General features: G+C 58.9%; 10 protein-coding genes, 2 pseudogenes and 1 riboswitch. Of the genes and pseudogenes, 3 read left to right on the top strand and 9 right to left on the bottom strand.

Annotated features, from left to right (window positions below; all coding sequences use genetic code 11):
• Positions 1 to 461: 461 nt before the first annotated feature.
• From groL to QA649_RS35595, 4 genes and pseudogenes are all read right to left on the bottom strand, one after another.
• Complete coding sequence (gene groL, locus QA649_RS35610) at positions 462 to 2,102, bottom strand: chaperonin GroEL (RefSeq protein WP_283021277.1); 1,641 nt, start codon at positions 2,100 to 2,102, stop codon at positions 462 to 464.
• 85 nt (positions 2,103 to 2,187) lie between these two features.
• On the bottom strand, positions 2,188 to 2,502 hold the full coding sequence (locus tag QA649_RS35605; protein WP_100233444.1) for a co-chaperone GroES: 315 nt from the start codon (positions 2,500 to 2,502) through the stop codon (positions 2,188 to 2,190).
• A gap of 106 nt (positions 2,503 to 2,608) precedes the next feature.
• Positions 2,609 to 2,710, bottom strand: a pseudogene (locus QA649_RS35600) (co-chaperone GroES); the annotation flags it as partial.
• Between the two features lie 974 nt (positions 2,711 to 3,684).
• The gene (locus tag QA649_RS35595; protein ID WP_283021276.1) at positions 3,685 to 4,938 is read right to left on the bottom strand and encodes a DUF418 domain-containing protein; all 1,254 of its coding nucleotides are present in this window, start codon (positions 4,936 to 4,938) and stop codon (positions 3,685 to 3,687) included.
• A gap of 407 nt (positions 4,939 to 5,345) precedes the next feature.
• On the opposite strand from QA649_RS35595, the pseudogene QA649_RS35590 reads away from it, so the two are divergent.
• Positions 5,346 to 5,776, top strand: a pseudogene (locus tag QA649_RS35590) (ATP-binding cassette domain-containing protein); the annotation flags it as partial.
• 1,171 nt (positions 5,777 to 6,947) lie between these two features.
• Complete coding sequence (locus QA649_RS35585; protein WP_100233534.1) at positions 6,948 to 7,595, top strand: FkbM family methyltransferase; 648 nt, start codon at positions 6,948 to 6,950, stop codon at positions 7,593 to 7,595.
• A 744-nt stretch (positions 7,596 to 8,339) separates the two neighbouring features.
• On the opposite strand, the gene QA649_RS35580 is transcribed toward QA649_RS35585, so the two are convergent.
• Positions 8,340 to 8,699 (bottom strand): hypothetical protein, encoded by a 360-nt coding sequence (locus QA649_RS35580; RefSeq protein WP_283026172.1) that lies wholly within the window; start codon positions 8,697 to 8,699, stop codon positions 8,340 to 8,342.
• A gap of 2,584 nt (positions 8,700 to 11,283) precedes the next feature.
• On the bottom strand, positions 11,284 to 12,450 hold the full coding sequence (locus QA649_RS35575) for an acyl-CoA dehydrogenase family protein (protein ID WP_283021275.1): 1,167 nt from the start codon (positions 12,448 to 12,450) through the stop codon (positions 11,284 to 11,286).
• A gap of 60 nt (positions 12,451 to 12,510) precedes the next feature.
• On the opposite strand from QA649_RS35575, the gene QA649_RS35570 reads away from it, so the two are divergent.
• Positions 12,511 to 12,756, top strand: a complete 246-nt coding sequence (locus QA649_RS35570; RefSeq protein WP_283021274.1) for a hypothetical protein — start codon at positions 12,511 to 12,513, stop codon at positions 12,754 to 12,756.
• 959 nt (positions 12,757 to 13,715) lie between these two features.
• On the opposite strand, the gene QA649_RS35565 is transcribed toward QA649_RS35570, so the two are convergent.
• The 3 genes from QA649_RS35565 to QA649_RS35555 all read right to left on the bottom strand — a co-directional run bounded on the left by QA649_RS35565 (position 13,716) and on the right by QA649_RS35555 (position 17,889).
• Positions 13,716 to 14,459: a carbonic anhydrase gene (locus QA649_RS35565; protein ID WP_283021273.1), complete on the bottom strand. Its 744-nt coding sequence runs from the start codon at positions 14,457 to 14,459 to the stop codon at positions 13,716 to 13,718.
• A gap of 10 nt (positions 14,460 to 14,469) precedes the next feature.
• Positions 14,470 to 15,225 (bottom strand): thermonuclease family protein, encoded by a 756-nt coding sequence (locus tag QA649_RS35560; RefSeq protein WP_157329556.1) that lies wholly within the window; start codon positions 15,223 to 15,225, stop codon positions 14,470 to 14,472.
• A gap of 1,836 nt (positions 15,226 to 17,061) precedes the next feature.
• A complete protein-coding gene (locus QA649_RS35555; RefSeq protein WP_283021272.1) occupies positions 17,062 to 17,889 on the bottom strand; it encodes a nodulate formation efficiency C protein in 828 nt (275 codons plus the stop codon).
• Between the two features lie 610 nt (positions 17,890 to 18,499).
• A riboswitch (cobalamin riboswitch) is annotated at positions 18,500 to 18,701 on the top strand.
• Positions 18,702 to 18,802: the final 101 nt, after the last annotated feature.

The raw sequence follows: 18,802 nt of genomic DNA, 5'->3' as shown, positions 1-18,802 counted from the left end.
GATACCTGAAATGGCCTACAGAGAAGTGGGATGTCGACGATCCGCATCGAGCAGAGCAGCGAGTTAGTCTCGTGCATCTTGCCTGACGGCTACAGCTCGGCGTGCTGAGTTTGGCAGCCCGGCAAGCCAAACAATAATGCGCTTGCGGTCGCTTCCGGGCGGGATCTCAACACCGATCGGGCCTCAGCCTTGCAGACGCACAGAAAAAGGGGGAGATTTGGCGCAAATACTACAACAAAAAACGCCGCCAGGGGGCATCGGCAACAGATCGCCGATTTTGCCGCAACCGAGCGAAAAGTCACAAGCAAATTAGGTCTGGGCCCTAGCGCCGTTCATACGGATAGGCCGATAGGTTGGGCTTTTGGCGCGGCTTGCTAGGACTACGTTGCAAGGTCGCCGAAGCAAAACCCTGGCATTCGTGCCAGGGTTTTGCACGGTCGTCGACACTTTGACAGAGTGGATCAGAAGTCCATACCGCCCATGCCGGCGCCTGGAGGCATTGCTGGACCGGCCGCGGCCTTCTTCGGCAGCTCGGCAACCATGGCCTCCGTCGTGATCAGCAGCGCCGCCACCGAGGAGGCGTTCTGGACCGCGATACGCACGACCTTGGTCGGGTCAATGATGCCCTTGGAGACTAGGTTGCTATACTCGCCCGTCTGCGCATCGAAGCCATAAGAGTACTGCTCGTTGTCCAGGACTTTGCCGACCACGATCGAACCGTCTTCACCGGCGTTAATCGCGATCTGGCGGGCCGGCCAGGACAGCGCCTTGCGCACGATCTCGACGCCGGTCTTCTGGTCGTCGTTCTTGGTCCGCAGGCCCTTGAGCTGCTCGGAGGCACGGAGCAGGGCGACGCCGCCGCCCGGCAGAATGCCTTCCTCGACAGCGGCGCGGGTCGCATGCATCGCGTCATCAACGCGATCCTTGCGCTCCTTCACCTCGACCTCGGTCGCGCCGCCGACGCGGATCACCGCGACGCCGCCAGCGAGCTTGGCCAGACGCTCCTGGAGCTTCTCACGGTCGTAGTCCGAGGTGGTCTCCTCGATCTGCGCCTTGATCTGGGCCACGCGCGCCTCGATGTCGGCCTTCTTGCCGGCGCCGTTGACGATCGTGGTGTTCTCCTTGTCGATCATCACCTTCTTGGCGCGACCGAGCATGTTGAGCGTGACGTTCTCGAGCTTGATGCCGAGATCTTCCGAGATCGCCTGGCCGCCGGTCAGGATCGCGATGTCCTGCAGCATGGCCTTGCGGCGATCGCCGAAGCCCGGAGCCTTGACGGCCGCGACCTTCAGGCCGCCGCGCAGGCGGTTCACGACCAGGGTCGCGAGGGCTTCGCCTTCGACGTCCTCGGCGACGATGACCAGTGGCTTACCACTCTGCACCACGGCCTCGAGCAACGGCAGCAGCTCGTTCAGCGAGGAGAGCTTCTTCTCGTTGATGAGGATGTAGGCGTCGTCCATCTCAACGCGCATCTTGTCGGCGTTGGTGACGAAGTAGGGCGAGATGTAGCCGCGGTCGAACTGCATGCCCTCAACGACGTCGAGCTCGGTCTCAAGGGACTTGGCCTCTTCGACCGTGATCACGCCTTCGTTGCCGACCTTCTTCACGGCGTCGGCGAGGAACTTGCCGATCTCCTGGTCGCCGTTGGCCGAAATGGTGCCGACTTGGGCGATCTCCTCATTCGAGGTGACCTCCTTGGAGTTCTTCTGGAGGTCCGCAACCACGGCTTCGACCGCCAGGTCGATACCGCGCTTCAGGTCCATCGGGTTCATACCGGCGGCAACCGACTTGGCGCCTTCGCGGACAATCGCGGCGGCCAGGACGGTCGCAGTGGTGGTGCCGTCGCCGGCAGCATCCGCCGCCTTCGAAGCTACTTCGCGCACCATCTGGGCGCCCATGTTCTCGAACTTGTCATCGAGTTCGATGTCCTTGGCGACGGCAACGCCGTCCTTGGTGATGCGGGGAGCGCCGAACGACTTGTCGAGCACGACGTTGCGACCCTTTGGACCGAGCGTGACCTGCACGGCATTGGCGAGGATGTCGACGCCGCGCAGCATGCGGTCCCGCGCGTCTACTCCGAATTTGACTTCTTTGGCTGACATAAAGAATTTCCTCAGTTCTTATTTTCTCATCCTTCAGTGCGCCTAAGTGGGCGCTCGTCAGGGAGTGAGCTGTGCGATCGCTGGGTTAGGCGGCTTTCTTCTTGGGAAACACGTCGGTGAGAACGCCCATGATGTCGCTCTCCTTCATGATCAACAGCTCCTCGCTGTCGATCTTGACTTCGGTGCCCGACCATTTGCCGAACAGCACGCGGTCCCCGACCTGGATGTCAATCGGAATCAGCTTCCCAGTCTCATCGCGGCCGCCCGGGCCAATTGCAATGACTTCGCCCTGCGAGGGCTTTTCCTTGGCTGTGTCGGGAATGATAATGCCACCAGCGGTCTTCTCATCGGCGTCGATGCGCTTGACCACGACGCGGTCGTGAAGCGGACGAAAATTCATACAAGACTCCTGAGCGTTTCGAACAAGTTGGAGATAGTCACAGTGTGACAAGCCCAATTATAGCAAGGGTCAGGCCAATAATGAGCTGAACGATCCATGCCTGCAGCTTTTGCGTGGCTGTGTCGGGAATGATAACCCCACAAGCTGTCTTCTCATCGGCGTCGATGCGCTTGACCACGAAGCGGTCGTGAAGCGGACGAAAATTCATGCAAGTCTCCTGAGCTCAAGTTGGAGATAGTCACATTATGACAAGACAAATTATAGCAAGAGTCAGGCCAAAAATGAGGTGAACGATCGATAGCTGCAGTTCTGCTGAACGGTTGCCTGGCCTGCGCGTGTCTTTGTCCGGAAGCAAACGCCATCAGATACACGGCCCGCCAAGCTGTTGCGAAGATGACATTGCGTTTTACCGAAACACCCGGTTGGGGCCCGGGCGTCCTCAACATTAACGGCCCTTACACCGATCGAAGCACCGCGTATTTCGAAGGCGGTAGCCGGGCTGCACATGATTGCTTCGTCTGACCGCGAGCATCGAGGGGCTGGCGCCGGGAAAACGTGCGGCGCACAAGATCCATCGAAGAGCCGGGCCCGAACAATATGAGACCCTCGCGCATAATAAAGATTATGCCGACATCTCGAGCGCGGGGAAGAATTTATCTGCACCGACCTTGATCAGGCCACTGGATGCTGCGGTACGAACACAGCAGAGGCGGGCCATGACAATGGCGCGCGGAGTCAGGCTTCATCGGCACGGCGATCCGCCGCGGTCGCCGACCACAGGTTCGAGCGAGCCGCGCTTCTGCACGCTTGGCAACTACGACGAACAAACCGCGTTCGTCACACCCTCTCGTCAGCGTTGGATCTTGCTTCCGCTTCCCCACGTTCGAGCCTTGGAGCGTTAGCCACCATGGTACAGCGGTGCTGATGGAAATTCGGTTCCGCAGTTCTAGCAGCCCGGGTCGCCCACTCCGGATGCTCACCGTCGTCTTCACATTTGTTGTGTTCGCGACTGACTAGCCTAGCTAGGCCATGTACTCACTAAGTGACCGGCCGCCTGATGTCCGCTCACCCCAACAGCGGCGGAAAAGCGGACATCTCCCGGGGCCGCTGTAGGGCAAAACCAGCCGTACCCGCTTGGGTGGCTTCCTCTTGAAGCAAGAGGCAGTTTGATAGGGGGCCGCATCAAACTGCTCTGGTCGTGCGCATAATGGCTAAATTGACCGTTGCCCGCATCCGCTGCGGTACCCCATACATGCACGAGCGCCAGAGCCACTCGACAGGACCGAACCGATAGCGGCGCAGCCACCACGCGCTGAACACCACCTGCGCGACATACACCAAAATGCCGATCCCCAGTGTCGCGGCCACGCCGAGGCGACCAAATTGGCCTAGACCATAGCCGTAGAAGATCCAGCCGCAGATCACAGATTGCGCCAGATAGTTGGTGAACGCCATGCGGCCAACCGGCGCGGCCCAGCTCAGCATCTTCCGCCCGCCCGAGAGGTTCACAGCGGCGATGACCGCGGCCGCATAACCCAGGGCCAATACGACCGCCCCCAGCTGTTCCACCGGAAAATGCGCGCGCCCGAGCGACGACCAATCGAAGAGCTCTTGTCCTGCTGCCGCGAGACTCAATCCGCCCCCGAGAAGAATGCCAAAGGTTGCGACCACGAACAGCAGGCGCCGGTTCGCCGAAGACCGACGCACAACCCCGCTGCGCCACGCGAAGGCGCCGACCAGGAACAGCGCGACAGTGCGCGGAAAGATCAAGACGTGCAGCGGAAAAATCACCGGCACCTCCCGGATCCGGAACGCGAGTACGTCGAAAAATCCGCCTGTGCCGTAGGCACGCGCCGCGTCTGCGGCAAGAGCGGCCATCTCGGCTGCACCCGGCAGCGGCACGATCGGCGGTAGCACCAGCATGGTCACGTAGAGCCCCAGGAGCAGCAGGGCTGCACCCGCCATGAGCCACCGCGGGGCGCCGAGGAAGGGCAGCACCACGAAGCCCGCCAGCGCATATTCGACGAGAATGTCGCCGTTCCAGATCAAATAGAGATGCACCAGGCCAATCGCCAGCAACACCACGAGCCTGCGCACGAGCAAGATAATGCGCCGTGCATTGCCGGCAAGCCGCTCGAATTGGATGGCGAGCCCGACGCCGAACAGCAGCGAGAACAGCGCAAGCGCCTTGAAGTCGACGGCGACCGTCAGCACAGCCGCCACCGCCCGGTCGAGCGGCCCCGCCGGCTCCGCGTTCGGCAAGAACGCCGCGAAGAAGGAGGCCCGAAATATGGTGACGATGTTCATGGCGAGCACGCCGAACAGGGCCAAGCCCCGCAGCACGTCAATCGAGTCGAGCCGTTCCGACGGGCTCTTAGGCTTTGGAGGCGCGTCACTCCCCGGCGCGGTTCGCGAGCCGATGCGTCCGCCGGTCATTGCCGGACTCCCCCCGTTTCCGATGGAGAGAGTTAGTTAGAATGCCGCCTCGTGCTGCGTCAAACTACCTAAATTGGGGGGGCGAATCGAACCATGACATATTGTTCCACTGCCAATGCGAGGAAATAGACAAGCCGGCGCGTGGCAACGCGCTATGACAAACTCGCCGCCAACTACCTCGCATTCGTCCAACTTGCATCAATCAGGCTGTGGCTGCGCGTTAATGAGTCCACGTCCGAGGCTAGTCGTGTTGCGACCTAATGTCCCGAGCGGGTCTTCCTACTTCACTCAGGCCTTTGAACAACACACACGTTGCCGCTGTCCTGAGCGGCTGGCACGAAATTTGAGGCGTGGAGCAGCACACCCTCGACGATCATATGCGCAAAGAGTGGACTTGGGTATCCTGTAACATCGCACTTGGTGGATTCGAGCCTAAGATCGATAGGATTATGAAAATTTGCGATCAAACTGGGCTGCGGGAGGTAATCGAGCATTGGCCCGGTGGTTTCCAAACCTACCTGGGCGAAAACGGCGTAAAATTGTCTGGTGGCGAGAAGCAGCGCCTTTCGTTAGCACGAGCTCTATATCGGAATCCGGAAATCCTAATCTTGGACGAGCCGACCGCCTCCCTTGACTCGGTTGCCGAAGCCACTGTGCACTGGCTCCTTGAGAAGTTTGCGTCGGGCCGGTAAGACGATCGTGGTGATCTCTCACCGACTCAGCACCATCTGTGGTGCCGACAAGATCGTCGTCTTAGACAAGGGGCCGGATCGTTGCGGAGGGCAGACAGACAGATCTGCTGGCTGAAAGCGCTTATGCGCGCTTGTGGCAGACGTAAACCGACCGGCCCTAAAGTTGCAGATGATGGCTTATCGCAAAATTGGGCGGAATCGCGGAGAGCTTATCCTCTCAAACTGACCCTGCTGATCGACGTTCGAAAAGTGTATACCACGGTCGTGTGACGGAGCGAGATCGGCAGCTCAACAACGACCACGCCTGATGACCGACGATGGCAAGCATCGGGAGAGCGTGCGCGAAATCAACCATAAGGCATGTGAAATCTCGAGGTGAACTACGCCAGCGGCAAGCTGAGGTCGTCAGACGGCGTGGTCCCATGGCATAAGCGCGTCGATTTCGTTCCAGGGTAAGCCGTTGGCAATACGCTGAAGTATCTGAATATAGGCGAATGGATGGACATTGTCATTTCCGTTGTGCGGCAGCGTTGCGAGGCTGCCAACGTTTGTCGCCGCCGTCGCTGCCCGCGAAGAGCTTTTTTGAATTGTTGTAGCTGATGGGGCGTTCGACGATGGTGGAGTCGAGCTCGACGCGGCCGTCGGTGGGAAGCGTTCGAAGATGGCGCGCCGAGAGACGGCATAGCGGATCGCCTCGCCCAGCTTTGGTTTTCGGAGATCCGCCGCAAGGTGTGCTGCCAGAAGTCGAAGAGATCCGCAGCGACCGCCGTGCAGTGTTTTGCTTGCGCCCGGCAACGCGTGCGTCGATGCTTGACCGCGTACGGTCTTCCGAAGAGCAGCTGATTCCGAGGACTGGAGTGGTGCACACATTGCGCCAGCGATCTGTGATGGCAGCGGTTAGTCGGCAGAGCACATCTCGCCTGTCGCAACTGTGATCGAGGTGATTGGCTATTGGTGCGCACGAGAGATCAGTCTGGCTGGCACGCTTTAGAGAGAATAGGCGACGACTGACATTCGCACGAAGCCGATCTTTCCGCCGCTCCTAAAGGCGGACCTGAGACGACCATTCTGGCTCACAGTTGGCGGTGTCTCCCGACACCGAGCGGCAATTTGCGTTGCAGGGTAGTCGCTGCGCCCCCCTTCCGACAGGCTACCCTTTTGATGTTGATGGCATCCAAATAGCTGCCATGGATCAAGGGGACCGACGGGTACATGAATTATATACATTGATATACGTTGTGCCGGCGCGTCTGGCGTGTGATTGCTGCGTCAAAGACGAAATTCATCGGATCTTCGCGCCAAATGGAAAAAGCACCTGTGTCCTCTGTCGAAGTACACCAGCACATTGTTTCACTTCTTCAAAAGCCGAATCCCGTCATCCTGGATATCGGCTGCAATGACGGGACCGATACGCAACAGTTTCTCAACCTCTGCCCGCAAGCTAATCTCTACTGCTTTGAGCCGGACCCCAGAGCGATTGCGCGCTTCAAGAAGAAGCTGGGCCCATCGCTTTCTAAGGTGAAGCTGCTTGAAATCGCGATCAGTGATCGAAACGGGATGATCGACTTCCATCCAAGCAATGCAGATGGTGATGCGAAGGAATGGGACCTCTCCGGCTCAATACGCCGGCCGAAGAATCATCTTACTGAGTATGATTGGGTTCGGTTCGATCGCCCTGTCTCGGTTGAAACGCGGCGGCTGGACGACTGGTGCAGCGAAGCCAATCTGAATACGGTGGATTTCATCTGGATGGATGTCCAGGGAGCTGAAGCCGATGTTATCGCTGGAGGCATGCAGACCTTGAGCAACACGCGCTTTGTCTACACGGAATATAGCGACCGCGAGCTCTACGAAGGGCAGTTGTCCCTGCAAGCCATTCTTGACCTATTGCCATCATTCGAAGTGGAGGCCCACTTTCCCCGCGCAGTGGAGGGTGATGTATTGCTCAAAAATACGCGCTTCTAGTGGCTAATCATATAGGACGCCTCTTACATCGCTGCAAAACCTGATCAGCGCGCTTATGACGCCCAAAGCTGCAGAATGGGTGATCATTCGAGCGGATATCAACCGGACGGGCGCTCCGGTTTCCGGTTGCCATTGCAGACCCCGCGCACGACGTCGGCCGTCGGGCGGGGTGGCGGGTTTCTCGCAATCATTTATTTAGGAGGCCGGCACGAGCGACGACTTCGCGGTCAGCAGCCCGAGCCGTTTCAGACGCTTGAATCAACATTGCCAGCCGATGCTCGAAGCGTTGAATCTTCTTGAACCGCTTTTGTATGGGCTGGCCCTCTAGGAGAGCCGGTGCACTGCTTCGATCAAATGCGAAAGAAATTGCATCAGTTCTCCTAGTTCCGCAAGATGGGCGGATTTCAGCACGCGCTGGCGTGAGCTAAAGTATGTGTTCATTCCAGATTAGGTCGCTGTGTGGCGGCCGGCATAACTCCAGCAGCCGATTGTCCCGCAAGGCGTCCGGAACGAAGCGCAGGAGGAGGCGGCGGCCGATCTCGCGCCGGATCGGATCAAGATCGTCACCGCAATCGGGGTTACTTGCCTGCTCATTTGCCGCAGGCAGAGCTGATCATCGAATCTGCGAGGACGTTCTGCCCGTGCGGCTGCGGCGCGATGGCAAAGATCTGCGAGGACGTCATTAAACGCCTCGACGTAATCCCGGCGCGATGGCGCGAAGTTTCTCCTAGCCGCGTCGCCCGATCACCCACAATTCCAGATCGGCCCGATCGGCGTCCGGGTCCAGCACGGCCCGAAACTGCCGCCATTGTAGCGGCCGCCCCGGAACCCGGGGTGGCCGAAATAGTGCCACTCGCCATCCCAACCGTAATACTGAGGAACCGGGTCAATATACCAGTGGCGCTGGTCGGCACGCGAGAGCCGGCGCATCGCGTCCTTCTGTTTGTAGAGCGGAATGCTGTTGCTCAGCGGCTGGCGATAGCCGGGCAAGAAGCCGTAACCTTGCCAGACCGGCTTGGGCCGCTTTTGAATTGGCGCAGCGTTCGCGACGACCGGCAGCAGCGACAGCATGATAGTAGCAGCTAGACAAACAAGGCGAGACATGGATCGATAATAGTCGGTCGGTTGCGCGGAGGCCATTCAAATGTGGGTGCAGAGTTCTGCGTAATCTTGCGCAGAAGTTTTCTTTTCGCTGATCACGTCCTTCTTGATCAGAAAGCACGCATATCCCCGGCTGTCACCCACCTGCACGACGCCGAAGCTACAGCGAGAGAAAATCCGGACGCGAGAGCTTGCCGCGACTGAAGACACACACCGTGCGCGTGTGTGGGACGGCCGACCGAGCGTTCAATCTCGACCAGCACGATGCGCTTGCGTCCGGGCAAACGGTCGGGATCGTCGACGGGCATCGTCACGCGCACGGATCGATGAGATTGTCGAGCGGATGGAGCGTTAGTATGGCGCGGACGGTCCTCTCTAACTCATGCCCGTCAGCTGAATCAGGCGCTCCGAGTAGAGCCGTGGCGGCGATGCGGTTGGCCGGGTGGTTGGCGTCAACGGCCACGAGGTCGCCGCCATAGCCATGGAGGCAAGTAGACAGAGCGGCTCGGGCGTTAGGATCGGATCGATCGATTTCAGCATGCGACGAACTATCCTCCCGATCAATCGCTTACTAACCGTTCGCAATCATCAGAGATCGCGGGCCGGAACACTTCCAAACTGTCGCTCATCAGTGGCAAAAAAAGGCCCGGCCTCATTTCGATGGCCGGGCCGAAGTCAGTCGCCGACAGAGGGAGAGCTGCCGACGGTTCTTGCGGCAAAACGTTCACCGCAAATTCGAATTAAGGAAGGATCAATGAATGGAGAGATCTGGCGTCGTTTCCTATCAATCAGACCATATTGATGGAATGCGGCTCAACACTTGCTCGCACAAACCTTGAAGGGCGTATTGTCCCTTGTTTTGCGTATCTTCAAAGCCATTGCGATTAAATGAGCGGCGCCCAACAGAGACGATCCTCGGCTGTTCGAACGGCGCCGACGTCCCGGCCGCCAAGCGCAGCAACCCAGTACCCCCTGGGCTTGGACGAAGTACGTTGTTGTTCGCATGCGAGGACTGGGACCCCGTCCGCCAGACCTGGCAGACGGGGATTGGGGCCGTGTCGCCCATTGCCGTACACACATCGACCGCATTGGTATCATCGTCTCACCGATGGCAGCAAACAGCGGGCCGGTCCGATTTGCCGGGCATCCTCGTCAGCAACTTAGCAATGGTACAACGTGACGCCACGTGCGATTCAAGGCCTTTTAGCTCATCCGTATAAAATTCAAGCCGCCGATTTCTCACAGGCAGCTGAGGAAACCGCCAGCGGTCGAGGTGCGTGATTCCATTTTGAATGGGCTTGTACACGTGAGCGCTCAAGGCACATTGCACGTCATATTTTGTGTGATGCAATATAGTTGCGTTCTTCGCGTCGAATGCGCACAAAGGAGACGCCGGCGAATGGCGTCCTACTTCCACAAGCGAGATCGGTATGCGGCGGGTGGGTCCTATCTACGGTGTATTTGCTGCGTGGCTGCTGCGTTTTGCACCGGCCGTGAGCCCCGAGCGGTCAGGTTCATCGAAGTGATTTCTGGGCATCGCGAGCTCTTAGTCGCGGCAAACAGAAGCATTGGTTCAACGCTAAGAAAAGGCAACATCCCGCGATTGGTCGTGAGCTATAACGGAGATCACATAACGACAGTCATCACAAATCTGCTCGCCCGAAAGCAGATGCTCATTAAGCAACTTGATTGTAGCCAGGACGTTGCGCAACGCGAAAAGATCGGGCGTCAACTTGAGGAGAACGCGATATCGACGATCAGGGCGTTTTGACGTGCGGCCTCTGATCTTGCAGCAAAGACTCGCGCTGCATCGGGTCCGCCGCGCTTCGGTGTCCCAATCAATTTTGCAAACGGGCGAATGCTGTTCGCCCTCCTGAAAACTCAGCCAGAGTCCCGCGAACCTCCTCCGAATGAGTGGACACCTGTAATAGCGTCAGAAAGCCTAGAGATGCGAATGCCAGCACGTCAACGTAGATCGTTCGCAGAGGATTATTAGCGCTAGGCCGTTGCACTGGCGGGTATCGAGCGGTCGATCGATCGGAACGGTCGAAGGAAGTCGGTCTTGGGCGACTCGGCGACGCTGGGTCGATAAGCTCCTGCAGGAGCTGGCATCAGCGGCGTGGCGCCCGCGCAGGGCGACGCCTAAGCAGGCGCTCCGGGCTTCGGAGATCGCCCGCCTGCGGCAGGAGAACGAACGGCTGCGCATGGAGCGCGACATTAAAAAAGGAAGCCGGGCTTGGAAGGTTCGTGAGTTGAACCGCCGGCTGTCGTGCCGAAATGCAAATGGATTGTGCTCGAGATGACAATGATCGAGGGGGGGCGTAGAGACCTGTGAGAGCGCGTTTGCGATGGGGAGGGATGCTCCACGGATATGAAGTGGTGTTTTTGAGAAGCGCCTGACTGCAAGGGTCTCTCTCTCTCTCTCTCTCTCTCTCTCTCTCTCTCTCTCTCTCTCTCTCTCTCTCTCTCTCTCTCTTGTCCTTTAAAATAAGGCCGGCAGGCGACTAGGTCCTGTAGCTGCGAACAGCATCATATCGCGCGTCCGGCAATCCGTTGCCGCGGGGTGTGCGGAACGTGAAGAACCAGTTCATGGAAATCCCGGCTGTGCTGCACTTCCGAGCAGGAGTCGGCCGGCGCTCTGAAGCGTTCCCTCGTTTAAAGCTGCGTGCTGGGCAACCACGAAGCTGTCGCACATGGCGCGTGCCAGATTGCTGGTGGTATAGAGCGACGCGCTTCCAGCGAGACCGCTCGCAATGTTGCAGACCTCAGCACTCTGCCGCGCGGCGTTCGTCGCGGCGAGTCGCATCAGCGTCGCCGTGTTCGGGGTTACGGCACCTTTGAGCGCTTCCTTCCACAGCTCCTCGGTGGCCTCATAGAAGAAGGCACGGGCGGAACGCAGCCTGGCTTCGGCTCTGGCCATCTCCAGTTGGACATAGCCGCGCTCTGCCATCACGGGCGCTCCCGTGATTGAGGCGCGGCTTCCGGCCATGGCGATCACCTCGTCCAGCGCGGAGCGCGCAATACCGACGCCGACAATCGCATGCGCCTGCGCAGCGAAAGTCACGGACGGATATCGATAGACCGGCGCGTCGAGCGTCGGCGGACCGCCGCGGATCAAGGTCCATTCCTCCGGCACAATGACATCGTTGACAACGACGTCGTGGCTGCCGGTGCCTTGCAGGCCAATGACGTCCCAATTGGGCCGGATTGTCACCTTCTCGGCCGGCATCACGGCTACACGCGCAAGGCCACCGGTCGGATCGTCTTCCACAGTGATGCCAACGCCTATCAGATCCGCGCCCGGTGAGCCGCTGGCGAATGGCCACACGCCGTTCACGACAAACCCGTCAGTGCTTCGCCTGGCGGGCTGAAGGGAGAAAAGCGCACCTGCCAACGCCACGTCAGGTCCGTTCGCGTATACCTCGCGAAGCGTGTCGTCCGGCAGAGCTGCGAGGTAGCGAGCCCCATCGCCGAAGCTAGCGACCCAACCGGCGGAGCCGTCGGCTTCGGAAATTTGCTCGATCAGGCGACAAAAATCGGCCGGCGTTCGCTCCTCGCCGCCGAACCGCCTGGCGACCATAGCCCGATAGACGCCAACGCGCTTGAAGCCTTCGATGATGTCGTCTGGAATCTTTTGCGCGCGGGCGAACTCGTTTCGACGCGCGCGGATATCGACCAGCAGCGGCGACAGATTGTCCCAGGTCGCAGCCGTACCTTCGGTTTCTGAAGTGATCTTCTCTGGTGGAGCGTTCATAAGCTGTCCTCGGTGCCTTGAGCCGATCCGCCGCGCTTCATTGATTTGGATTGCGCGCGCATGGCGAAGCCGGCCGGATTGAAACCCAGTCGGAAGGGATCGTCGAAACTGTCGCAGTTGATATCGACTGTGATGCGATTGCAGGCGGTTGCCTCCAAAAAGGCTGGCTCAAAGAAGGGTCTTGAGCGCTGGAAGGCTGACCGAGATATCGCTGTCGATGCTGTCTTTGAGGCTGAAACGGCAAAGCAGCCGATATGCGGCGGCAAGATCGATCCGCCTCTGCTGCACTATGTCTCCGACCGTTGAAAGCAGCGCTCGTTTTGTCATGTCGTCTCCAACGGACGATTTGTCACAATTGGTGCCGGCCGGCTCGAAGCATGTTGTGAATTCCTGACTTGGCGACCGCGAGGCGCCAGGCCTGCGGCTCGTTTACATGGCCCCAGCAATCGATGTGCCATCAATCATGGTCTGCCGGCCGTGTCTGAATCGAGCGAGACCCCGTGCCGCGCCAGCAGGATGCTCGCGCCTCCCGTGTCTGATCCCAGGCACAAGACGTCATCAACCGAACACGGCAGAAGGAGAACGACTGAAGTGGACCTCGACCGCGAACCTGTCGGGCTCGGCTTACCTCCTGCAGTTTCACGCCCGCTCCGACCTCCGACAACCTTCTGTTTATGCTGATCCAAGGTACAGGCCCGAGATAGATGCAACGAGGCTGCTTTTGCTACACTGCCGGTTTTCCAAATGGCTGAGCAGGACAGGCCGTCCGATGCCGACGCGAGTAGAACTTTTCTTTACATCGGTCGGCTAGGCAGTCGTCGTGGTTGTAACTTTGCACTCTATGATCTTCGGACCTGGCTGAGCCCTGCTGATCATGAGCAGGGGCCATAGGTGGCTTCCCGGATCGCGGGTGAGAATCTACCGGAATTTGGTAGCATGCTCCGAAGGCCGAGGAGCTCAGACCCCGCATGCCTCGCACCCGATCTGCCGCTTGAACCACCTCCGTCGGCCTAGCGCATCAGCGTCCAGGTACTGTTGCGCCGCGGTATGAGAGTGCTGGCCTCGCGTGCCCACATGAGGACGTAGAATACGAGGAGATTAAGAGGCCGCGCATACCAAGGGTCTTCCCGAAGCTATGACAAATTGTGGAGCGGATTGTATTCGGTGCATTTGATGCAGCCGATGCGCGAGCGAATTGCGCGGAACTCGACCGAAGCCCTGTATCAGGCGGCAAACGACTGTCCGGCAGCGCGAAGGTGCCAGCGTCAGCTCAGCAAATCGACTCTGCCGGTGTCGAGCCGATACAGACCCCCAACGACCTTTAGTCTGTTCTGCTCGACTGCCGCGTTCAGAATCGGCCCCGTCGATTTGAGTTTGTTGACATTGTCGATTACATTTTGTCGGGTTGCTTCGGCGGACGTGTCACCGGTTTGCTGGCGAGAGACTTCTACCGCTGGCGCAAGCGCAGCGACCAGGGATGAAATGTGCCCCGGCGGCGGCTTATTGTCGTGGAGCGACTTGATCGTGGCGTCTATCGCACCGCAATGATCGTGGCCAAGTACCAGGATCAGCGGCGTGTTCAGCACGGCCACCGCATATTCCATACTGGCGAGCGTGTCATCGTTGACGAAGTTACCAGCGAGGCGACAGACAAACAGATCACCAAGTCCGCTGCCGAAGACAAGTTCAGGCGCCACGCGAGAATCGGCGCAGCTCAGAACCGCGGCATATGGATTTTGCCCATCCACCAAAATCTGACGCTCGCGCTTGAAATCGTCGCGTCGTGATACGCCCTGGACATAGCGATCGTTCCCTTCCATCAGCCGCTTCAGGGCAGCCTCCGGCGAGATCAGGTTATTTGGCTTGGGCGGCGCTTTTGCTTCCTTTGCATCGACAATGTTGTCGCCAAGCCGTATGCAGACCGACGAAATAGCGAACAGCAACAGCAACAGCGAGCGGCGCGAAGGCGCGATCTTGGCCAGGTAGGTCGGAGAATGGCCTGCCTTCATGCATCTCACCTCATCGCGCGGCTTTACGCCACCCGGTGGCTTCGGCTTCCGCTTCGCTGCAGAGCCAGCGTTCACCGGGCTTCTTCGTCATGTCGAGTTGTTCGTAGCTGAGTTGCCCGGGCAGGTGGTAAATGCGCTCGCCGTTGCGGTCTACGGCGCCTTTTATCAGACACTCGGACGAGGGCGGGTCCGATAGCAGCGCGGATCCGAGCAGGAGTTCCCGAGCGTCGATCGGAACCGAGCTCGCGCCGATGATGATCGTCCCCTTGTTGCCGCGACGCCAGTCCCAGGGCGCGATGAACGCCCCCGACCACAGCCCCGCATGGGCTTTGCTCGCCACAACCTCATAGATAACGTAGGTATGGGTAGAAGGATCCGACGATAGTGCCCAGCCGGAGCGTACCATCCAGGCGCTCACGTCCTCGCCTTCTATGAAGCAACTGCCGCCTGACCTGCCGTATTCATCACCTCCTGTGGTATGACAATCCCACGTTCGTCCGTTTGAATGCTTGATCAGCTCGTCGCGAGCAGCTATGCCGCAAGCCCATTTCCGACCGTGGGCGTCGAGGCAAATCTGGTCAGTTTCAGGAGCTTCGATGCCTGAGAGCCGAAGCTTGGATTGCTCGATCTCGATCGTATTGCCGTCGAGGATGCGGGCAGGGCCGCTGAGCTTCGCCGCGCAGACCGGAGATGTGATGACAGCGAACAATGCGACCATCATTACGCGCTGTTTCATCCCCACAATAATCTCCCGCTCTTGATCCATGTTCACGCACGATCCGGCGCGCCACGTTCGACTGCTTAAACACTACTTACGTTATTCGGCCGGCATCTTTGGACGTTTGCTCTAGGAAAGCGTGGCCGTCATTTCCAAGCTACGACCTGACGCTGCGTGAGGTTCAAGCGATTTCTTCCGGTGTGCGCGCGCCGGTCTCTCTCTCTCTCTTCTCTCTCTCTCTCTCTCTCTCTCTCTCTCTCTCTCTCTCTCTCTCTCTCTCTCTCTCTCTCTCTCTCTCTCTCTCTCTCTGAGCGCGCACTGCACCCTCTCGACCTGAGGAGGAGATCCCCATCGCTCAGCCGCGAACTCGGTATATGAGAGAAAACCGAACCTCGGAACGCTGTTTCTCACGCGCTTGAAGAACAAAAGTCGCCTGTGAATCTTGACGGCCGAGTGGAAGTCAGGCGGGGAGGAGCAACTTGGCTAGCTGTGTGGCAGCCACCATCGGCAAGGCCTCGATGGTTTCAGCGACGGCGATGACATTTCGCCGTCAATTCTTAGGAAAATATTGATCTCCGAAGAGAAATCTGGTCTCGCTTCCTCTGAGATCTGGACAAAGGCGCGACGGAGTTCAGCTCAACACCCGCTGCGTAAAATGAATCGGTATCGTTTTGCGCAAACCGCGCCAAACCCGGAGCCCTCTTTCGGAGAGTCAGCCGGGTGATCGTTGATGCCAATTGCATTGAGGCTTTTCGCATGTCTGCGCTGCACCATAATCGTTCGTGGTGCCATCGCCGCGTTCGTACAAGGACCGGATTGTCATGGCCCAGGCGGCGCGACTGGCGGCCGCTCTCTCGTAGTATGCTTCACCGCGATCACATGCGGAGAGTTATCCAGCAAGCCCGGCGTGAGGGCGTGCGTTTTGCGCCACGGAAATTTGGAGCGGCAACCTCCGCGGCTTCGTCGTATACGCACTGGGCGAGGGGTAAGCCGCCCCGTGTTCGGACGATCGCGAGTGCCATCCTGTGCGAAGCCTCAATCCACAACATGGTTGCCCCCGTTGCGGCACTCGGGCAGCTAGCTCTGGTGCGGTTTAGCCGACTCAAGCTACAAATCATTCTCAATGGCCTCACTACAGAATGGGAATGAAATGGCTGCCCCCCGGGAATTGCCAGTCTCTTCTTACGCGCTTGAAGTAGATGGCCGACTCAGAGCCGAATTCGCAACCAGAGACGGCGCCAGGGCAGGCGGAGCAGAACTAAAGAAGCGTTTTCCCACGCTTCAAATCCGGATCTATGACGCGCAGACGAATGCGCGCGAGGAAATCTAGCACCGACCCAGTTCGGTCCTCGATACCTGGCGCACGGCGCCGGGTTCCTCGCCGGGGTCGCTCGCCGGTGCTCAGGGGGCGTGCCGGGCGCTAACGCTTGCCCCATTACCGTCTTAACGCGCTTCGTCGCAGCACTCGATCTCGCGTGCCGCCTCGGCGTCGGCACGCTCACGCTCTTGCGGGTGCCAGTCAGTCGCGCGATGCGCGGCGCGCACGCCGGATCGGGCTTGGGCCCGAGGCATCTCCAGGCCCGGTCCCTTGAAGACTGGCATGGAGAGCTGGTTCCCTCGCGGATTGGTGTCCTCCCACTGCCTCGGGTGCCCCGGGGGCCAAATCTCGCCAGCTGGCACGTGCCGCTGCACTCGACTACTCGCAGAAGGAGGCGGTGGTAATCTTGCTGTCCGATTGTTTCCTGACGAGCTGAAAGCTGCGGGAAAATCTCGAGACTGTTGAAGGCGCAAACACCGACATTTTAGAGCTGATATGTCTTGCAGTTGTTCAGAGGCGTTGGCGGTAAAAGGAGCTACGGCGCGATCTTGCTCTGCGCGACCATTTTACCGAGGGCTTTCGTCGCCTTGCTCTTCCCGATCCTTTGGCTCTATGCGAGCGAACCAGGAGCCAGGAGGAAAGGCCGCGATACGCTTGGCAAAGGAGGATTGCGGCTTCCAATCTTGCCCTTCGCTCTTCTCGAAAGTGATGACCCCGTTGTGTGTAAAAAAACGGGGTCCTGCGATATCGCAGTTCACTAAAAGCAAAACGCGCCACAGATCACCTTTCTCGGTCGGTTTGTCATTCTGCTTCGGCAAGTAGTCCACTCCAACAGGTTCAACGATAGTGCAGCGGCCCTGCCGCAGAAGATCGCCGAGCCGGCCTTGCGTGGTCGTCACAAAGTTGAAATTGCTCGGATCATGCAAAAAGCGAAGATTTGCGTCCCTTTCGCCATCCTTGACTTCACTGGCGATCAACGAGAGCGCCAGGGCGCGCCAGCCCAATTCCATCGGCTTTGCATAGGTCGACGCAAGTTGAAAGGTTCCGTCGTGCGCGATCTTCCAGGTGATAACATTCTGTTCGCCTGATGTATCATCCCGGTGCCTAGTCCACGAAACGAACACATGGTCATCTTGATCAAGTTCAGCGAGGCCCCACATTCGAGGGACGAACTGTGCCACCTTCGAGACGTTGGAGACAATTTGTTCAATTGTCTCGCCGTCTTGCGCTCGCCACGTTGACTTGAATCGTTCGATAAGGGGGCTCTCGTTGGCGCGAACACTGTTGCTCGTCGGAGCCAACCCGGCCAGGTAGATCAGGCATTGACCAAGACAAAACCATAACGCGCGTCTTCCAGAGATTTTTCTCATAACTGTCGGCCTATCTGGTTTCATCCACACGTCGTTCTAAAGCGGGCAACCTTCAACCAGTATGCGCGAGCGCAAGAAGTTAGCGGCGACGCGACGGGGAGAGCGATGGTGTCCCGTGCGAGCAGGGCTCCCCTCTATGTCACGCGCCGCTAACTTCGCTGCCGGCGACAGCCTCAATTTGCTGTGCTGGACATGCCCAGAAGGAGAAGACTGGGTATGCCGAAGACTTGCATCCTTCGTGCCAGGTAATGGACTGCAATTCACACCGCTTTTGTGTTCTCTTTGTCGACTTTCCGACTGGCCCATGTCTCGATGTTTCCGTTCAGCGCTATCCAGCGCGGCTTATGCATCCTCGTCACGCGACCGTTTAGTTCGGTATCGTTGCCATCGGAAGCCGGGACTCGCAACAGATGCGTTCGGCTCGAGGCAGCAGTCCCGACTGCGCAAGCCGCATTTGTCCCTGCCACCGATCTGCCATGCGGCCCGCGGGCAGCTGCGATGGTCATTCCGATATGGCCGATTGAGAGCGCTTCTACATCATCTGAACCATAGAGATGCATGGTCATTCGCGTCGCAGATGTCGCAGCTCAGCTTGAGACATAATCTGAGAGGTTGACGGAAGACTTCTCTTGCCGATATTCCAAGCCGTCGAGGTTCTCCGGTTTCCACTTGCCGGAGCTAAGAGGGAAGCCGGTGACAATGCCGGCGCTGCCCCCGCAACTGTGAGCGGCAAGCCGCTGTCCAACGATGTCACTGAAGCCTGCGCGGCTTCGGGAAGGCCGGACAGAAGCGATGACCCGCGAGCCAGGAGACCTGCCCCGACAATATATTCGTCCACGGGCGGGGTGTCCCGGTGGTGCGCCAAGCAGCCGTCGCACCGCGCGACTTCCCCTGCCTGCGTCCGCCATGGCCTTTGCCCCCAACATGGGGTTAACGC

This window comes from Bradyrhizobium sp. CB1717 (genome assembly GCF_029714325.1).
Taxonomy (GTDB): Bacteria; Pseudomonadota; Alphaproteobacteria; order Rhizobiales; family Xanthobacteraceae; genus Bradyrhizobium.
The sequence above is the reverse complement of the archived record's forward strand: the minus strand, read 5'-3'. Positions and strand labels throughout refer to the sequence as shown.